We start from the raw sequence: 17,763 nt of genomic DNA on the forward strand, positions 1-17,763 counted from the left end.
CTATGAAAAAATAGTCTATTTATAATTGTTTGTTTTATCTGTTATCTTATTGATAAAAGTGATTTTGATTGATTTATAATGTTTTAACTAACTTGCAAAAATTAAAATAACTGCTTTCTTGACGATTAATATTTGTAAAGATGTATAAGTCGTCATCATAAGTTACAATTTGATTAATAAAGGTAATTCATTCGTTCAATTGACTATTCTATTGTTTTTAAGATTATTATTTTTTTATCAAGAAGTTGATTGGAACGAAAGGGTGCTCGACTCCTATGGGAGAAGCGGGAAGGCTGAGACCCCACAGGCGGAGCCGAGGAGGCTCAGGTCTCGCCCCATGGAAAGCGAGCACCCTGTAGTGGAAATCAATATGACACAACTTACTTATCAATGATCAATCCAACAATTTAATTGTCAAATTCTTTTTTCAACAGCATGACTATTAAATATTACTTAATAGTAGTTTCTTTTTTATGGAAATTTAAGTCATACAAACATTTCGAACTGCTTTTTATTGAGCAAAAAAAAGACTAATTCAATTCAATTGAATCAGTCTTTTTTTAAGTTCACCATTCATTTGGTTCATAATTTAATTCTCTAAATAACTGAGTTTTTTCTTTCTTAGATAAGTCTCTCCATTGACCAATTGGTAGATTGCCTAGATGAATATTCATAATTCGAGTTCTTTGTAATCGATAGACTTCATATCCAAGCGCTTCACACATACGACGAATTTGACGGTTTAAACCTTGTGTTAAAATGATTTGGAAATCATATTTTGAAAGCTGTTTAACTTCACATGGTAATGTTTTAGTACCTAATATTTTGACCCCTTCAGACATTTTGGTTAAAAAGTCAGGAGTTATTGGTTTATCTACTGAAACAATATATTCTTTTTCATGCCTATTTTCAGCTCGTAAAATTTCATTTACAATGTCTCCATCATTTGTAAGGAGAATCAAACCTTCAGAATCCTTATCCAATCTTCCAATATTAAAGATACGTAATGGATGGTTTACGAGATCAACAATATTCCCTTTAACACCTTTTTCAGTAGTACTTGTTATGCCAACTGGCTTGTTCAAGGCTATATAAACATGATTTCGAGCTAGTCTAATATGTTCACCATTTACAATTACTTCATCACCAGGTTCAACTTGATCGCCTACTTTTGCTACTCTACCATTTAATTTTACTCTTCCTTCACTAATTAACTTATCCGCTCCACGTCTCGAAGCCTTTCCAGACTCACTAATAAATTTATTTAAACGAATGTTAAACAACCCCTTAAATTCTAAATTATATTTTCAGAATAACATATATAGCATTTTAATGAGAATACCATTCGACTATTACTAAAAAGTACTTTTAAATAATTGTTGTTTACTACTATTTTATCCACATTCTTTGTATTATTTTCTAAATTATATAACAAAAATGTTTTTTATTGACAGATAGTAAGCCGGGTCGTATGATAGAAAAAATATATTAATATTTTCTCATATAAACTTGAAAATAAGGTTCAAGAGTTTCTACCTAGCGCCCGTAAATTGCTAGACTATGAGGAAGAGCTCTGGATTTTTGTTTTCTATAAAATGTAAAACTGCCTGCTTTTTCTCATGAAGAGCGGGCAGTTTTTTTATTTTAATATAATAAAGGAGTCATCACATGTTTCAACTTAAAGAACGAAATACTTCATTTAAAATTGAAGTATTAGCTGGTTTAACTACATTTTTAACTTTGGCGTACATCATTATTGTCAATCCTATGATTCTAAAGGATGCAGGTGTACCGTTTAACCAGGCATTTTTAGCTACTATTTTAGCAACAATTATTGGTACTTTAACAATGTCATTAATAGCTAATTATCCAATCGTTATTGCACCCGCAATGGGGTTAAATGCCTATTTTACTTATTCTGTAATTGGAGGACACAATCTCCCATATTCAGTAGGCTTTTCTGCTGTTTTTATTACTGGACTTTTATTTTTACTACTCTCTTTAACGTCTTTCAGAACAAAATTGATTCAGGCGATTCCTGCTAACTTAAAGCATGCAATTGCTGCTGGAATTGGTTTGTTTATTACCTTTATTGGCTTGCGATTATCAGGTATTGTCGCAGATCACCCTACTAATCTAGTACAAATTGGTGATTTTAGTTCCCCTAAAGTTGCACTTACATTGATCGGTTTACTCATAACAATTGTATTTATGGCACTTAACTTAAATGGTGCATTATTTCTGGGAATGATTACGACAGGTCTAATTGCATATTTTACAGGTCAGTTAAATTTTGTAAATGGTTTTGTTGCTATGCCTCATTTACCAAAAGGAATTTTAGTATACAACCCAATTGATTCAGTGAAAGACATTATTGAATATGGACTTTATAGTGTAATTTTCTCATTCTTACTTGTCATGTTATTCGATACAACAGGAGCTTTACTAGCAATCGTTAAACAAGCAGGTCTTATTAAAAATGGTAAGTTAGAAAAGGGAGGAAGTGCGTTCTCTGCTGATTCAATTGGAACAATTGTTGGTGCAATGTTAGGAACAAGTCCGACTGCAGCAACTGTAGAATCTTCTGCAGGTGTTGGTGCGGGTGGAAAAACTGGTTTAACATCTTTAACCGTTGTAGTCCTATTTGTAATCGCAGCATTTTTTAGCCCAATGATTGGTTCAGTATCAGAAGTTGCCGCAATTACAGCTCCTAGCTTAATTATTGTTGGCTGTTTTATGATTAAAAGTATTTCGGAGATTAAATGGGACGATTTTGAAGAAGCATTCCCAGCATTTTTAGTCATCGTTAGTATGCCATTAACATCAAGCATTGCAAACGGTATTGCGTTAGGCTTTATTTCTTATCCGATAATGAAAATCGTAAAACGTAAATTTAAAGAAGTACACCCGTTTGTTTATTTATTTGCAGTATTATTCCTAGTTCAATTAGTATTTTTTGCACATAAATAATAGAGAACATAAAAAGCAGGTAAAAGATATTGTCTTTGACCTGCTTTTATTAATCTTAAATATACTTATATATCAACTTGCTTTATATTTTTCGTCGCTTATAATAGTCGATTTTAGTTTCCAATAAACAGGTAAACCAACAATTGCAATACCAATTGATACAAGTGCATCTATTGGTGCATTTATAATCGTGCTACCGATGATGTAAAGTGTACCTAAAATTGCCACAATCGGAGTGATAGGGTATAGAGGCACTTTATATAATTTATTTACACCTTTATCTTTTTTACGTAATATGAAGATTGCATTAAAAGCTAGTCCATAAAATAAGAAGACTGCAAATATAGCCATATCAGAAAGTCGATCTGGGTTCCAAAATATCATCATTGCTAATGCTAAAACAATTTGAAAAACTGTTGAGCCTACTGGCGTATTAAATTTAGGGTGAATACTAGATAATACTTTTGAACCAGGTAGGAAGTTTCGTTCTGCCATCGCAAATGTAACCCTTGGGAATGTAAGAATTTTGCCATTTAAACAGCCAAAAATAGAAACTAAAATTCCGATAGCAAGAATTTTTCCGCCAATACTACCAAATAGTGAAGAAGCTGCCGCAGTAGCTGCATTAGGACCTAATTCAACAATTTTACTTGCAGATAAAACATGTAGCATTGCGATATTAACAGAAAGATAAGCTAAAATAACAATAACAATACCAGAAATAATTGCTCTAGGAAGAGTCTTTGAAGGATTCTTCATTTCTCCTGCCATAAAACCTACATTCATCCAACCATCATATGCCCATAAAGTCGCTAATACTGCTGCGCCCATATTGAGTGCTTGAGTAGAACTACCACTCTCTGCATTAAAAACTGATACGTCCCCTTGAAGGATACCAAAAACAGCAATTAATATAATAGGAACTAGTTTACCTGCAGTAGAGATTGTTTGAATAAATCCACCAAGTTGAGTGCCTAGTATATTTAGACCACCAAGTAATATAATCGTGATAATACCAATAACCTTGCCACTTCCCTGAAAACCGAAAAAATCTGCCAATAAAGAGCCAAAATAAAGACTAAGAGCACCCATAACAGCTGGTCCATAGACGAGGGTTTGTACCCAACCGCATAAAAATCCCCACTTCTCACCATAAACCTCTTCTATGTAAGCATATAATCCACCAGTTCTCGGGATTTTTACACTTACTTCAGCAATCGTTAATCCACTTGCTAGTGTAATAACGCCACCGATAATCCACGCTAAAAGAGCCATAGTGGAGTTAGCAGTTGAAGACAGCACGATCCCAGGTTTCATAAAGATTCCAGAACCGATTACTGTACCGATTACTAAAGACGTTGATACGAAAAAGCCAATATTTTTCTTTAAATTTACTTCTTTTTCCACGTTATACGCTCCTTCCAGGACTATATTTATAAAATTAGAAAGATTATAGCATATTAATTATCTAATCTATTTTTTTCTGAAAAGTTAAAATTATGTCGTATGTATTTTTAATATAGTTGATAAGACCCAATAATTCTGATATATCTTCCATACTATTTATTCGTTATGACTAGATAACATATTGATAAAAGGTTATTAGTCATAAATATAGAACACTATAATGTAGGTATTTCAGACCGATTTTTTAATTAACCATGGAATGCTATTTATGTCTACATACCAAGGTTGTTATATGAATCGGTCTTTTGTATAGGAAGTAGTGTATAGAAAGAGCTTAATTTTGTACTTTAGAAAGGTTAGAATGGAATATTCTTACCAATAATGAACTATATAGACTGTAAAAGGGTTTCTTTAAAATACTTAAAATTACTTTAATGGGAGTGCATTGTAATGAGGTTAAAAACACTAATTGGGCTATTATTAGGTTCATTGACAACATTCTTCATTTTAAGTCTCCTAAGTAATAAACTTACTAATAAAGAGTACTGGTTTTATGCATCGATCTATCTTGTCTTTATGGTTTTAGCATACTTGGCAATTAATGTAATACGAAAAGTTAAGTCATCAAAGAAGACTGATTCATTTTGAATCAGTCTTTTCTATTTACCGTTTTTATCAAATTTCCTATTATAAGAAAAATAAATAATGATAATATTGATAATAAGTAAATCTGATACTAGGAGATAGAGTATGGATCAAATTCTTTTAGTTTTTATGGCGGTCGCTGAAAAAAGAAACTTTTCAAGAGCGGCTGAAGAGTTACATATGACTCAACCATCCGTTAGTCAGCAAATTCAATTACTTGAGAAGCATATCGGTGCAAAGCTTTTAATTAGAACGAATAAATATGTTCAGCTAACGAAGGCTGGAGAAATTGTTTATTTGCATGCTAAGGAAATAACTAGTTTATACAAGCGTATGTCGACACTTGTAAATGATCTGATGAATGAGGCTAGTGGTCATCTTAAAATAGGTGCAAGTTATACATTTGGTGAATATGTTTTACCGCAAATTTTAGCGGAAATGAAGAGACTTTTCCCAAATGTCATTCCATCAGTGCAAATAGGGAATACTCGAGAAATTGTTCAAGCTGCACTAAGTTATCAAATCGATATTGGTATAGTTGAAGGAGAAGCGAATCATACAAATTTAAATATACAGCCTTTTGCAAATGATGAAATGTATATTATAGCTGGAACTAAGAGCGAAATATTCGCAATTGAAGCTGTGACATTGAATCAAATTGAAAATGAAACTTGGATTGTTAGGGAAGAAGGATCTGGAACAAGGGAAGCGACTGAACGGTTATTTGATTTATTAAAGATACGTCCTAAAAATATAATTGAATTTGGTAGCACACAATTAATTAAAGAAGCTGTAGAAGCTGGTATGGGAATTACCTATTTATCTGAGCTAGCAATAAAAAAAGAAAAGCTGTTAAATACAATTGATTACCTTAAAGTAGAGGGGACACCTATTCAACGGAATTTTTCAATTATCACAGATAAAATCGAACTTCATACGAAATCGATGGAGATATTTATTGAGTTAGTTAAGAATTATTACGAGAATTAAAATCCTTTTTTATTTAGTTGAACATATAGTAAAAGAAAAGTGTTCAAACGATAAAAAAATAAAGGATAATCATAATGAATTTCAAAAAAACAAAGGGTAAAACAGTATTAATTACCGGACCAACGGAAGGAATTGGCTATGAGTTAACTAAGTTATTTGCAAAAGATCATTTCAACCTAGTTTTAGTTGCTAGAAATAAAACTAAATTAGAAGAAATGGCTAATTCATTGATGAAGCAATTCAATATAAAAGTACTGGTTATTTCAGAAGACCTTTCTAAAGCAAATTCTGCTAAGTCCATTTTTGATCAAGTTTTAAAATCACAAATGGAGATTGATATTCTAGTAAATAATGCTGGAGTTGCCTTATACGGAGACTTTGGTCAGACTGACTTAAAAAAAGAGTTAACGATGATTCAACTAAATATTGTTACTTTAACAGAGTTAGTAAAATATTTTTTACCAAATATGCTTCAAAAAAAATCGGGCCAAATTATTAATATTGCATCTACTTCAGCTTTTCAACCAGGGCCAAAAATGTCTGTCTACGCAGCTTCAAAGGCTTATGTACTATCATTTAGTGAAGCTCTTTCAGAGGAATTAAGACATACAGGAGTTAGCGTAACAGCTGTCTGTCCAGGGCCAACTAGAACGGGAATTATCAATTCATCCGGTGGAAATAATTCAAAGCTATTTAAAGGTAAAATTATGACCCCCAAAAAAGTTGCGAAGTTGACTTATAAGGCAGTTAGTAAGAAGGAAACTATTATTATTACAGGTTTTAAGAATAAAATTTTAGCGCAATCTGTTCGATTCATTCCACGATCAATCGTTAGAAAACTTGCAAAAAAACTATTAGAAGAGAGATAAAAAAATACAGTCTAATTAGGCTGTATTTTTTTGTTACTATTTAATTAGGCGTTACCCATAATAATCTGTTCAAGTGTATTTGCTACATCTTGTGCACTATCAGAAACTGATTCTAACATTTCATAAATTTCTTTGAACTGAATTATTTTGATTGGATCCTTTTCATTTTTAAATAACTCTTTAATGGAAGTGCGTAATAACGCGTCACACTGTGATTCATAATCTTTTACTTGGATTGCATGTACGCGCATTTCTAATAATTTCTTCCGTGAAAGTAATTGAATTGCTTTTAATATTTCATTCGAAGCACTACGAATATTTTTAACAAATTTCACCATGAATTCATCTATTTGAATGATGGAGTACATTTCAAACGTTGCTGAACATTGCTCCATTCCGTCAAGTACATCATCCATTTTATTAGCAAGTTCTAGTATATCTTCACGTTCAATAGGTGTAATGAATGTTTTGTTTAATTCAACGATAATTTGATGGACATATGTATCACCTTTTGTTTCATATGCCTTCATTTCTGCAGAGAATGTTTTTAAATCAGTAGCATTTTTTATTTTAAAATCATCAAAATAAATCGAACTTTCATTTACATTATTTGCAATGTTTAAGAGCATTTCAAAGAATGTATCATTTTTTTTACCTAGTCTCAAGTATGATTCCTCCTAAAAACAGATTGATTCAAATCCTTACATTATGTTGCTCAAGAGAATGAAATATTATAAATATGATTCTTAAAAAACAGGTCCAGTTCGATCAATTTTTACTTTTACGGAAGTTTTGAACTTAACATCCTTATATTCTTTGTCCCAATTTATTTTTTTCCATAAATTTGGGTAAGAGCTAGATAAGATTCCTCCAATTCCTAATGCGTCACAATTAGCTTCCAATATTGATTTAGTAATTTCATCAGACTGTTTAGTAAGAATTTTTGAAACATCCTTATTTAATTTGTCTTTGTTTAGCTTTTCGCCTACCTTACCTGTATAACTAATAATTGCTAAATCAAGGGTTAGATTTAGCTTGCAAGTTATTTTTTTTGTCTTTTTATCTACTTTTATATTTAAATTTCTTTTCATTTTTTTTACTCTAAAAGAAATTGATTTTCGTTCTCCTAACTCTACAGCCATTTCACTATATTTAGTTAGGCGATCCATTAGTAACAATAAAAGGCTTCCTTTTTCATTAGATAAGCTAATTCCTGTAAACTTATCCCCATTAAATAGGTCTATTCCACCGATTGTAATTTTATCATTTTCATCTTTTTTTACATAAGGTAAAACGATATCTCTACCTTTATCTGTAACTTTCGTCCATGCTGTAAATGCAGTTTCTTTCGGAATCTTTGTTGTATTCTCAGCGGCTTCTAGTCCTTTTAAAATGATAAATGCAATAGGGCTTGTTCCAGGATCGAGTGTAATAATGTCTGAAGCTTTATCTTCTGCTATTACAACTCTACTAGAAACATAAGCTTGTCTAGGGCGATAAAAAAGCTCTAAAAAAGGATAAATCCCTTTCTTTGCCAAGTCCCTTCCAATTAAGATTATATGCGCTTTACTTACATCAATTAGACCAGGTAGTTTATTATTAATGTCAATTTCCATTCCGGATGCACTAGGCCGCTTTACTTTAACAAGTTCGTCCTTAACTTCAAACTGTCCTCCACCTTTATTTTCAATATTTAATGCTCTAACTGTAGCTAATAAATTATCGTCTTGATCTAAATCGAAGCTAATGCCATTAACCATTTTTTTATCTATTAATAGATTTTGGTCCCAACAGCTTGCTAAAAAAAAGGTAAACAAACATAAGGTTATCAAAAATGATTTTCTTATAATTGTTCACTCCTTTCAGTTTTTGAAATGATAAAGGATAGACAAAGCAGAATGAAGGGAAGTCCAAATACAACCACATAGCTTAAATAAGCTACATATTTATCAAAGATAGCTAGTTGATCCTCATCAAATGGTATGAGTGTTATGAGAAAAATTAAGATTCCACTAATAAATACATTTTTTTTAAATGATTTTTCATTACTAATACTTTTAGCTGATAAAAATATGTAAATGATTACCGAGGTTGTCATTGGTACAATCCAGACAGATAAAAAGATCAAATCTAAGCGGTCGATCATTTCAAACGAAAGGGCTTTAAATAAATATAAAACAGGCTCCCTAATTTGTAGAAGTTGTGTTGGACTAAAGCTTAATAGGCAAATAAAGGTAAAATATGTATAGAATAATGTCACAGAGAAATTGGCAAGACTCACAGTTTTTAATATTCCTTTTTCAGTATCAAGCACAAAAGGAAAAATTAGTAAAAGACTTTCAAACCCTAATATTGAGAGTAAGGATTTATGACTTCCTAAAATTATATTTTTCACTCCTGAATGCCCGATCGGTAGAATAAAGCGGAATTCATTTGGTAAATAAAAGGTAAAGAACGATAGTAAAAATAGAAGGATGATTAGAACCGATGCTAATACAAAAAATCTCGATATAATTCTTAGGTCACTAATTGTTAAATAAATGCTTGATAAAATAATAATTAATGATAGTACCCATATTGGAGTTAACGGTAATAACCAAAGAGTTATGGTTCTGATAAAAAGAACACAAGCCAGACTTCCAATCATAATAAAATAGATATATATAAATAAATTACAGAACTTTCCTACATATTTACCTAAAATTTTTTTTGTAATATCTGTATATGTAGCATTTGGATATCTTCTTAGTAAAAGCCAGTAAATGAATAATGTAATTTGGACTGCTACTCCTGCAATTATGGTAGAGATCCACCCATCACCTTTGGCCGTACTTTGAACAGCATTCGGTAATGCGAGTAGTCCAATACCGATTTGACTCTGGAGAATAAAAAAGTATAGCTGTAATTTAGAAATCGAATTACTAATCGTTATCATTTTTTCTTCCACACCCTAGATATTCTTTGCTGTGCAATCTTTTGGGGAAGTGCATCAGTTGGTCTTGTATTTTGTTTCCATGAAGGGAGTCTAAAGAATGTATCTTTTATATCTTCCTTTCGAAAAGGTGCCATCGGAGAAAAGTACGGCATGCCAAAAGATTTTAATTTACACATATGCATAATAATTAACATTAAAGTTAGTGTGATCCCGAAGAAACCTAGTATCGAAGCCATAATCATCGTCGGAAAGCCCAATAGTCTCATACTGGTACCCATCTCACTAACTGGTGCTACAAACGAAGCAATCGCTGTAAAGCCAATTACAACGATCATCGTATTTGATACTAAATGCGCTTCAACAACAGCTGTACCAATAACTAGCCCACCAACTATACCAATTGTTTGAGCGATAGGAGAAGGTAGTCTAATAGAGGCTTCCTTTAGTAGTTCTAATATGATTTGCATTGCAAAAGCTTCGACGAGAGGGAGAAATGGTACAAACTCTAAAGAAACTCTAATTGAATAAAGAAGACCTATTGGTAGTACTTCAGAGTGGAAGGATACAATCGCAATGTATATGGCAGGTAAGCTAATTGCAACAATAAAGCTAAATACCCTAATAATTCGAAAAAATGAACCAATCAACCATCGATGATTATAATCATCGGGAGCTTGATAAAAAGCGAAAAAGGTAATTGGGACAATAGAAACTGTTGGATTCCCATCTACAAGTAAATTTATTTTACCGTCTAAAAGATAAGATGCAGCCCGATCTGGTCTTTCTGTATTTAATACTTGTGGAAATGGTGAAAACGTACTATCCTCGATCAATTCTTCTAGTTGTCCTGTAGAACGAAGACTGTCTAATTCAAGACCTGAAATTCTTTCTTCTATGACCTCAACAAGTTTTCGATTTACAATTGAATCGATATAAACCATCGCCACCTTTGTATTAGTAATTCTTCCAATTTTAAAATACTTGACTTTTAATTCAGGTGTACGTATCCTTTTTCTCAATAATTGTATATTTGTATTTATACTTTCGACAAAACCATCGTGAGCACCATTAATATTTTGTTCATTAGCAGGTTCAATGATTGCACGTTCCTTATCATCTGAAGCTGCTGCTAGAATTCCATTTGAACAATTTTCTTCTAAAATTAGACAAAACCCGTCTAATAAACTATTTCCTAATTCTGAGATATTTGTTGAGTTTTTAATCTCATATGATTTGACGATATTGCCTGTTTCATCCTTTGTTTCTCTTAAAATAGGCTCAATAATAAATGATTGAAGTGCCTCAATTTTTATCATCGATTCAAGAAACAAAATAGCGAAAATCTGGACATTTTTATGGATAATCTTAATAACCAAATCCTCTGTATGACTTAAATAATCTTGAATCATTTCAATATTATTTTTAAGATTATTTGATAAAACTTCTTCTTTATTTGACTTAATTGTTGTTGTATTGGTTCTCATATTGATACCTCTTTGATGGAAGCTCTAATTGGGTTTATTCTTTCCAAAAATAGGTAGTGTATGCAATGAAGAATTATTTGAAAAATCATTTGTGATTCCGTTTTTTAGATTAACAAAAACGTATGATATCAGTTTTCAAAAAAAAATATAAAAATCGAATCTTGTAGAAATAAACTTGTTGACTTTTTATTTTTTGCATAATAATATAAGGACAATTAATTTAAATAAACATCCATAATTACTTTGCGTTGACGAAGAGTAGTAACGATTACGGAAACTAAAGAGAGCTGATGGTTGGTGCGAATCAGTGTGAAAGTAATCGCGAATGGACTTCCGAGCATTCAAACCGAACCTTAAATAAGTAGTAGGCTTTGGCGAGTAGTCTTCTCGTTACAAAAGACGGGTATTCAATGGAAAGTTGAATGGATACCGACAAAGCGAGCTGTTAATCAGCTAATGAAGGTGGCACCACGGGTCTCTCGTCCTTTTTAAGACGGGGGGCCCTTTTTGTATTCTTTTTTAATTTAATAATAATAAATCGCTGAGTAAGAAGAGTAAATATTGGTGAATGTCACAGAGAGTTAGACAATGGTGGGAGTCTAATACAGGAACCTTTATCGAATGGGCTTACGAGAGGCATCTTGAACAATAAAGTAGGGATGCACGGATTTCCACCGTTAAAAGGATAGGGTATCGGAATTATATTGGCAACTAATTCCCGTATCTGAAAAGTGGGATTCAGATAAAACTGATCCAATCTGAGGTGGTACCGCGGTAGCAACTAATCGTCCTCTATATGCACAATCTTTGTGCGTATAGGGGACTTTTTTTATATTCATTAAATTTTTGGAGGTCGAACAAATTGTCAGTACAAAACAAAGCAGAAATAATCATTGAAACGATAATGGGGGATTTGTTTACACCGATTTCATTATTTAAGAAATTGACCGCTAGCAAAAAGTTTTTATATGAAAGCTCATTTAAGCATAAAGATTCTGGCCGTTATTCATTTGTTGGTTCAAAACCAGCTTTTGAATTGATTGGGACAAATGAAAGTGGCCAAATCATCTATAAAAATGGCAAAAAAGAAGAGTTTGTTGGAAATCCTCTTTTCAAACTCAAAGAGTTAATACCAAAGCAGGATTGCTTAGAGGTATTGGATATCCCTTTCATTGGTGGGGGAATTGGGTATGTAGGATATGATATGATTCGCCAGTTTGAAGAGATCGGTGATGAGTTGGAAGACGTTATCGGAATGCCAGATCTCCATTTAATGTTTTTTGAAGTCATTATTGTATTTGATCATTTGGAACAGAAAATTCATTTGGTTGGAACAAAGCTTTCCGATGAAACAACTTTAGAAGATTTGAAGAGCGAAATTCAGAAGTATAAACAAGTAATTGTAGCTAATTCAAATCAAGAGGAGGAAGTAAAACCGGTTGTATTTTCTACTTTCGAGTCTGAAGTTAGTAAAGCTGACTATATGTCCAAAGTAGAAAAGGCAAAGTCATTTATTCAAAAAGGTGATATTTTTCAAGTCGTTCTATCACATCGAATGGGAGCAAAATTTGAAGGAAATCCATTTGACTATTATCGAAAATTACGAATCCAAAATCCGTCACCATATATGTATTATATCGATTTTGGTGATAGCGTTGTTGCTGGTACTTCCCCTGAAAGCTTAATAAAAGTTAAAGGTAATCAGGTCATAACGAATCCAATTGCCGGTACGAAACGAAGAGGGAAAACGGATGAACAAGACTTAATGATCGAAAGGGATTTATTACAGGATGAGAAGGAACTTGCCGAACATAAAATGCTTGTTGATTTAGGAAGAAATGATCTAGGCAAAGTTTGCGAGTTTGGAACAATCAAATTAGAAAAATATATGAACGTTGAAAGATACAAATATGTAATGCATATCGTTTCAGAGGTTAGTGGGCAAATAAAAAAACCACATACTTCATTAGATGCTCTTATTGCTTGCTTACCAGCTGGAACCGTATCTGGTGCACCTAAGATTAGAGCAATGGAAATCATTAATGAATTAGAGAGTTCAAAGCGAGGGGTATATTCTGGTGCAGTCGGTTATGTATCCGTTAATGGAAACCTTGATTTTGCATTAGCTATTCGAACGATGATTTTAAAGAATCAAATGGCCTATATTCAAGCAGGAGCAGGTATTGTTTATGACAGCAAACCCGAACAAGAATATGAAGAAACCATTAATAAACTAAAAGCTTTTTTGGAGGAAAATCATGATTTTAATAATTGATCACTATGATTCTTTTACTTACAATCTTTATCAATTTTTGGGAGAGCTTGGCGAAGAAATGAAAATCGCTAGATATGACAAAATTTCGATTGATGAAATAAAAGAAATGAATCCAAAAGCAATTATTCTTTCTCCGGGACCAGGTAAGCCTGAAGAGAAGCAGGAAACGAATGAACTCATTCAAACTTTTCATAAGACTATCCCAATACTAGGCATTTGCTTAGGGCACCAAGCAATCGGTTATGCATTCGGCGCAAAAATTATTAAAGCTAGACAAATCAAACATGGAAAAACATCGAAAATTAGGCATGATGGCAGTAATTTATTTGCCTATATGTCCCAACCGGTAGAAGTTATGCGATACCATTCACTGGTAATTGAAAAGGAAACGATACCGCCTTTTTTTGAAACTTTAGCATTCGCTATGGACGATCAAGAAATCATGGCCATTAAACACCGAAAATATCCAATCTACGGTATGCAATTTCATCCAGAATCTATTGGAACAGAATACGGAAAACAACTTTTATTAAACTTTTTAAATGAAATAAAGGGGGAATTAAAAGATGAAAGAGTACCTTCAACGCTTAGCTAATCGCGAGTCGTTTACAGTAGAAGAAATGCAAGTAGCTGTCGGACGGATTCTACAGGATGATCAAATATCAGATAGTGAAATCGCAGCATTTCTAGTTGCTTTAAAAACAAAAGGTGAAACAGTAAACGAAATCGCTGGCCTAGTAAACGCGATTCGAAATCATACGGTAGGATTTACTAGGAAGTTTCATAATGTCATTGATAATTGTGGGACAGGTGGAGATAACTCATCGAGCTTTAATGTGAGTACGACATCAGCGTTTGTTATTGCGGGAAGTGGAATTCCAATTGCAAAGCATGGAAATCGTAGCATGTCCAGCAAAACAGGTAGCGCCGATGTATTAGAACAATTAGGTGTGGAGCTATCTATTCCAACTCAAGCTTCCGAGGAGCTTTTAGATGAAATAGGAATTACCTTTTTATTTGCACCATATGTTCATCCAAGATTGAAAAAAGTTATGAAGGTTAGACGTGAGTTGCAAATTCCGACCATTTTTAACTTAATTGGACCTTTAACAAATCCAGTTGAATTAGAGACCCAACTATTAGGAATTTACAGAAGAGATTATTTAGAAGTTTTTGCAGAAGTGCTAAATAAATTAGGACGTAAACGAGCGATTGTATTAAACGGTGCAGGGCATTTAGATGAAGCATCGCTAGCTGGTGAAAATCACATCGTCCTACTAGAAAATAATGAGCTGAAAAAGATGACACTTCATCCGGAAGAAGTTGGATTAACTTATTACCCAAATACAGAAATCAAAGGTGGAGATGCAAAGAGGAATGCAGATATTCTTCTTCGAGTATTAAAAGGAGAAAAAGGAGCTTTTAGAGATACGGTTTTATTAAATGCTGGTTTAGCAATCTATACTTCAGGGATTGTCAATCAAATTTCAGATGGTATTAGGAAGGCTGAAGAGAGCATCGATTCTGGCGCAGCTTATGAGAAATTACAAAAACTAGTCGAAAAAACTAGCAAACTAAAAAGAGAGGTTATTTAAATGGAAACCATTTTAGATCGAATTATTTCTCAAAAACAAATCGAAATTAAAAGCTTAAGAGCGATTAGTCGAAAAATAACGAATCAAACAAAGAATTTATCATTAATTGAACAGTTAAAAGCTGCAGACCATTTATCGATAATTGCGGAGTTTAAACGAGCATCACCATCAAAAGGAGATATTAATACAAATCTTAATCCCGCAGAACAAGCAAAGAAATATGAAGAAAATGGAGCAGCTGCAATATCAGTTTTAACTGATACAACATTCTTCAAAGGTTCCTTTAAAGATCTGAAAATCGTGCGTGATTCCGTTAATATTCCGATATTATGCAAGGATTTTATTATAGATCCAGTTCAAATAGATATCGCAAAAGAACATGGAGCAAACATTATTTTACTAATTGCTGCTGCATTACCTTTTACAGAACTAAATCATTTATATCAATATGCTAAGCAGCAAAATCTTGAAGTATTGATGGAAGTACATGACGAGGAAGATTTAGAAAAAGCACTAAAAATTGGGCCCGGGCTATACGGCATTAATAACCGAAACTTAAAGACATTTGAAGTGAACCTGGGTGTAACAGAGAGACTAGCACCACTTATTCAAGCAGATGGAGGTTTCATTATTAGTGAAAGTGGAATTTTCAATCAGTATGATGCAAAACGTGTAAGAGATGCTGGGGCAAATGGAATTTTAGTCGGAGAAGCATTAATGAGGAGTAATGAATTATCATCAAACATGAGAGAACTGATGGTTCCTATTCTAAAGGAGGCTAAGCAGTGAAAGTAAAAATTTGTGGCATTACCGATTTAAAAACAGCTCAAAGTGCAATAAATGCAGGAGCTGATGCTATTGGATTTGTATTTGCAGAAAGTAAACGTCAAATTGAAATTACTGAGGCAAAAAAAATCATTGAATCACTGCCAGACTCAATATTGAAGATTGGCGTTTTTGTAAATGAATCAAAGGAGAATTTAGAATCTATCTACCAGAAAGTTGGTTTAACACATCTTCAGCTACATGGAGATGAAACGCCAGAATTTTGTCGTTCATTATCCTTTCCAGTAATCAAAGCATTACGAGTTCAATCGGAAAAGGACGTTGAAAAAATCGCAGAATATGATTGTGATTATATTTTAGTAGATAGCCCGAGTGGAAAATATCGTGGCGGAAATGGAACAACATTTAACTGGGATCTTGTTAAATCAAAGAAAATAGATAACTTGATTTTAGCCGGGGGATTGACGATTGAGAATGTAATACCTGCAAGTAGCGTCGTAAAACCAATAATGGTTGATGTAAGTAGTGGGGTTGAAACGAACGGCAAAAAAGATGTAGAAAAAATAAAAAGTTTTATAAAAAAGGTAAAATTAGGAGGAATTTAAATGTCTACGTACACACTTCCAGATGTAAAAGGTCATTTCGGTATGTATGGAGGGAAATATATACCTGAGACGCTTGTTCAAGCCATAACTGAATTAGAAGAAGCTTATTCAAATATTAAAGATGATCCAACATTTAATGAGGAAATTGAAAGATTGTCAAAGGATTATGTAGGTCGCCAAACACCTCTTTACTTTGCAGAAAATTTAACTAAGCATGCTAACGGAGCTAATATTTATTTAAAACGTGAGGATTTAAATCATACTGGTGCTCACAAAATTAACAACGCAATAGGTCAGGCATTACTTGCGATTCGAATGGGTAAACGAAAAATCGTTGCTGAAACAGGAGCGGGACAACACGGTGTGGCAACTGCAACAGTTTGTGCTCTATTAAATTTAGAATGTGTTATTTTCATGGGTGCTGAGGATGTTCGAAGACAAGAACTGAATGTTTTCCGAATGGAATTACTAGGCGCAAAAGTGATTAGTGTTGAATCAGGGAGTGCGACATTAAAGGATGCCGTAAATGAAGCCCTGCGTTATTGGGTTGCAAATGTAGATGATACTCATTATTTATTAGGATCAGTAATGGGCCCACACCCTTTTCCTATGATGGTACGAGATTTCCAAAGTGTAATTGGAAAAGAAACAAGACAACAATTTTTAGCGAAGGAAGGTAAACTTCCTGATGCAGTAGTAGCTTGTATTGGCGGAGGAAGTAATGCAATTGGTATGTTCCATCCATTTATAACGGATGAAAGTGTAAAGTTATTTGGAGTAGAAGCGGCTGGACTTGGAATCCATACAGATAAGCAAGCAGCATCTTTAACAAAAGGTGTACCAGGCGTATTACACGGTGCATTAATGTATTTACTTCAAGATGAAGATGGTCAAATACAAGAAGCCCATTCAATTTCTGCAGGGCTTGACTACCCAGGTGTAGGTCCAGAGCATTGTTATTTGAAGGACATTGAGCGAGTGAAATATGAATCGATTACCGATGAAGAAGCACTTGAAGCATTCCAATTACTAGCAAGATTAGAAGGAATAATTCCAGCATTAGAAAGTGCACATGCAGTTGCCTATGCAATAAAGCTAGCGGAAACGATGAAGAAAGATGAAAATTTAGTCATTTGTTTATCAGGTAGAGGCGATAAAGATGTTCATACTGTTCGTGAACGATTAAAGGAGGGCAAATAATG

At 33.2% G+C, this 17,763-nt stretch carries 16 protein-coding genes, 1 riboswitch and 2 other annotated features; of the genes, 10 read left to right on the forward strand and 6 right to left on the reverse strand.

Features of this window, described 5'->3' with window-relative positions:
• Positions 1-566: 566 nt before the first annotated feature.
• A complete protein-coding gene (rluF, locus tag EP747_RS10335; protein ID WP_205753816.1) occupies positions 567-1,283 on the reverse strand; it encodes a 23S rRNA pseudouridine(2604) synthase RluF in 717 nt (238 codons plus the stop codon).
• Positions 1,284-1,479: 196 nt separating this feature from the next.
• Positions 1,480-1,581: riboswitch (purine riboswitch) on the forward strand.
• 87 nt (positions 1,582-1,668) lie between these two features.
• Between rluF and EP747_RS10340 the strand changes: the two genes are divergently transcribed.
• Entirely contained in the window at positions 1,669-2,970 is a 1,302-nt protein-coding gene (locus tag EP747_RS10340; RefSeq protein WP_129689793.1) for an NCS2 family permease, read from the forward strand.
• Positions 2,971-3,042: 72 nt separating this feature from the next.
• Here EP747_RS10340 and EP747_RS10345 read toward each other — a convergent pair whose 3' ends face one another.
• Positions 3,043-4,377 carry an APC family permease gene (locus EP747_RS10345; RefSeq protein ID WP_129689794.1) on the reverse strand — a complete coding sequence of 445 codons (1,335 nt, stop codon included), beginning with the start codon at positions 4,375-4,377 and terminating at the stop codon, positions 3,043-3,045.
• 450 nt (positions 4,378-4,827) lie between these two features.
• On the opposite strand from EP747_RS10345, the gene EP747_RS10350 reads away from it, so the two are divergent.
• The 3 genes from EP747_RS10350 to EP747_RS10360 all read left to right on the forward strand — a co-directional run bounded on the left by EP747_RS10350 (position 4,828) and on the right by EP747_RS10360 (position 6,881).
• Positions 4,828-5,025, forward strand: a complete 198-nt coding sequence (locus EP747_RS10350) for a hypothetical protein (protein ID WP_129689795.1) — start codon at positions 4,828-4,830, stop codon at positions 5,023-5,025.
• 102 nt (positions 5,026-5,127) lie between these two features.
• Entirely contained in the window at positions 5,128-6,012 is an 885-nt protein-coding gene (locus EP747_RS10355) for a LysR family transcriptional regulator (protein ID WP_129689796.1), read from the forward strand.
• A 74-nt stretch (positions 6,013-6,086) separates the two neighbouring features.
• On the forward strand, positions 6,087-6,881 hold the full coding sequence (locus tag EP747_RS10360) for an SDR family NAD(P)-dependent oxidoreductase (RefSeq protein WP_129689797.1): 795 nt from the start codon (positions 6,087-6,089) through the stop codon (positions 6,879-6,881).
• Positions 6,882-6,925: 44 nt separating this feature from the next.
• On the opposite strand, the gene EP747_RS10365 is transcribed toward EP747_RS10360, so the two are convergent.
• From EP747_RS10365 to EP747_RS10380, 4 genes are all read right to left on the reverse strand, one after another.
• Positions 6,926-7,546, reverse strand: coding sequence for a DUF47 domain-containing protein (locus EP747_RS10365; RefSeq protein WP_129689798.1), 621 nt, complete (start codon positions 7,544-7,546; stop codon positions 6,926-6,928).
• 81 nt (positions 7,547-7,627) lie between these two features.
• A complete protein-coding gene (locus tag EP747_RS10370; RefSeq protein ID WP_268895620.1) occupies positions 7,628-8,713 on the reverse strand; it encodes a Ger(x)C family spore germination protein in 1,086 nt (361 codons plus the stop codon).
• An 11-nt stretch (positions 8,714-8,724) separates the two neighbouring features.
• Positions 8,725-9,816, reverse strand: coding sequence for a GerAB/ArcD/ProY family transporter (locus EP747_RS10375; RefSeq protein ID WP_129689800.1), 1,092 nt, complete (start codon positions 9,814-9,816; stop codon positions 8,725-8,727).
• Positions 9,813-11,300: a spore germination protein gene (locus EP747_RS10380; RefSeq protein ID WP_129689801.1), complete on the reverse strand. Its 1,488-nt coding sequence runs from the start codon at positions 11,298-11,300 to the stop codon at positions 9,813-9,815. The genes EP747_RS10375 and EP747_RS10380 overlap by 4 nt, the downstream gene beginning before the upstream one ends.
• Positions 11,301-11,539: 239 nt before the next feature.
• Positions 11,540-11,790: a binding site (T-box leader), on the forward strand.
• A 42-nt stretch (positions 11,791-11,832) separates the two neighbouring features.
• Positions 11,833-12,096: a binding site (T-box leader), on the forward strand.
• A 108-nt stretch (positions 12,097-12,204) separates the two neighbouring features.
• Here EP747_RS10380 and trpE point away from each other — a divergent pair.
• The 6 genes from trpE to trpB are packed head-to-tail and all read left to right on the forward strand — an operon-like array spanning position 12,205 to position 17,761.
• A complete protein-coding gene (gene trpE / locus EP747_RS10385) occupies positions 12,205-13,575 on the forward strand; it encodes an anthranilate synthase component I (RefSeq protein ID WP_235832835.1) in 1,371 nt (456 codons plus the stop codon).
• Positions 13,559-14,170: an anthranilate synthase component II gene (locus tag EP747_RS10390; protein WP_129689803.1), complete on the forward strand. Its 612-nt coding sequence runs from the start codon at positions 13,559-13,561 to the stop codon at positions 14,168-14,170. The genes trpE and EP747_RS10390 overlap by 17 nt, the downstream gene beginning before the upstream one ends.
• The gene (gene trpD, locus EP747_RS10395) at positions 14,142-15,170 is read left to right on the forward strand and encodes an anthranilate phosphoribosyltransferase (RefSeq protein ID WP_129689804.1); all 1,029 of its coding nucleotides are present in this window, start codon (positions 14,142-14,144) and stop codon (positions 15,168-15,170) included. Before EP747_RS10390 ends, trpD begins: the two co-directional genes overlap by 29 nt.
• A complete protein-coding gene (gene trpC, locus EP747_RS10400) occupies positions 15,171-15,959 on the forward strand; it encodes an indole-3-glycerol phosphate synthase TrpC (RefSeq protein WP_129689805.1) in 789 nt (262 codons plus the stop codon). It abuts the gene before it with no gap.
• Positions 15,956-16,561, forward strand: a complete 606-nt coding sequence (locus EP747_RS10405) for a phosphoribosylanthranilate isomerase (RefSeq protein ID WP_129689806.1) — start codon at positions 15,956-15,958, stop codon at positions 16,559-16,561. The genes trpC and EP747_RS10405 overlap by 4 nt, the downstream gene beginning before the upstream one ends.
• Positions 16,562-17,761: a tryptophan synthase subunit beta gene (trpB, locus tag EP747_RS10410; RefSeq protein ID WP_129689807.1), complete on the forward strand. Its 1,200-nt coding sequence runs from the start codon at positions 16,562-16,564 to the stop codon at positions 17,759-17,761.
• Positions 17,762-17,763 lie beyond the last annotated feature (2 nt).

This window comes from Gottfriedia acidiceleris (assembly GCF_004138285.1).
GTDB classification, from domain to species: domain Bacteria; phylum Bacillota; class Bacilli; order Bacillales; family Bacillaceae_G; genus Gottfriedia; species Gottfriedia acidiceleris_A.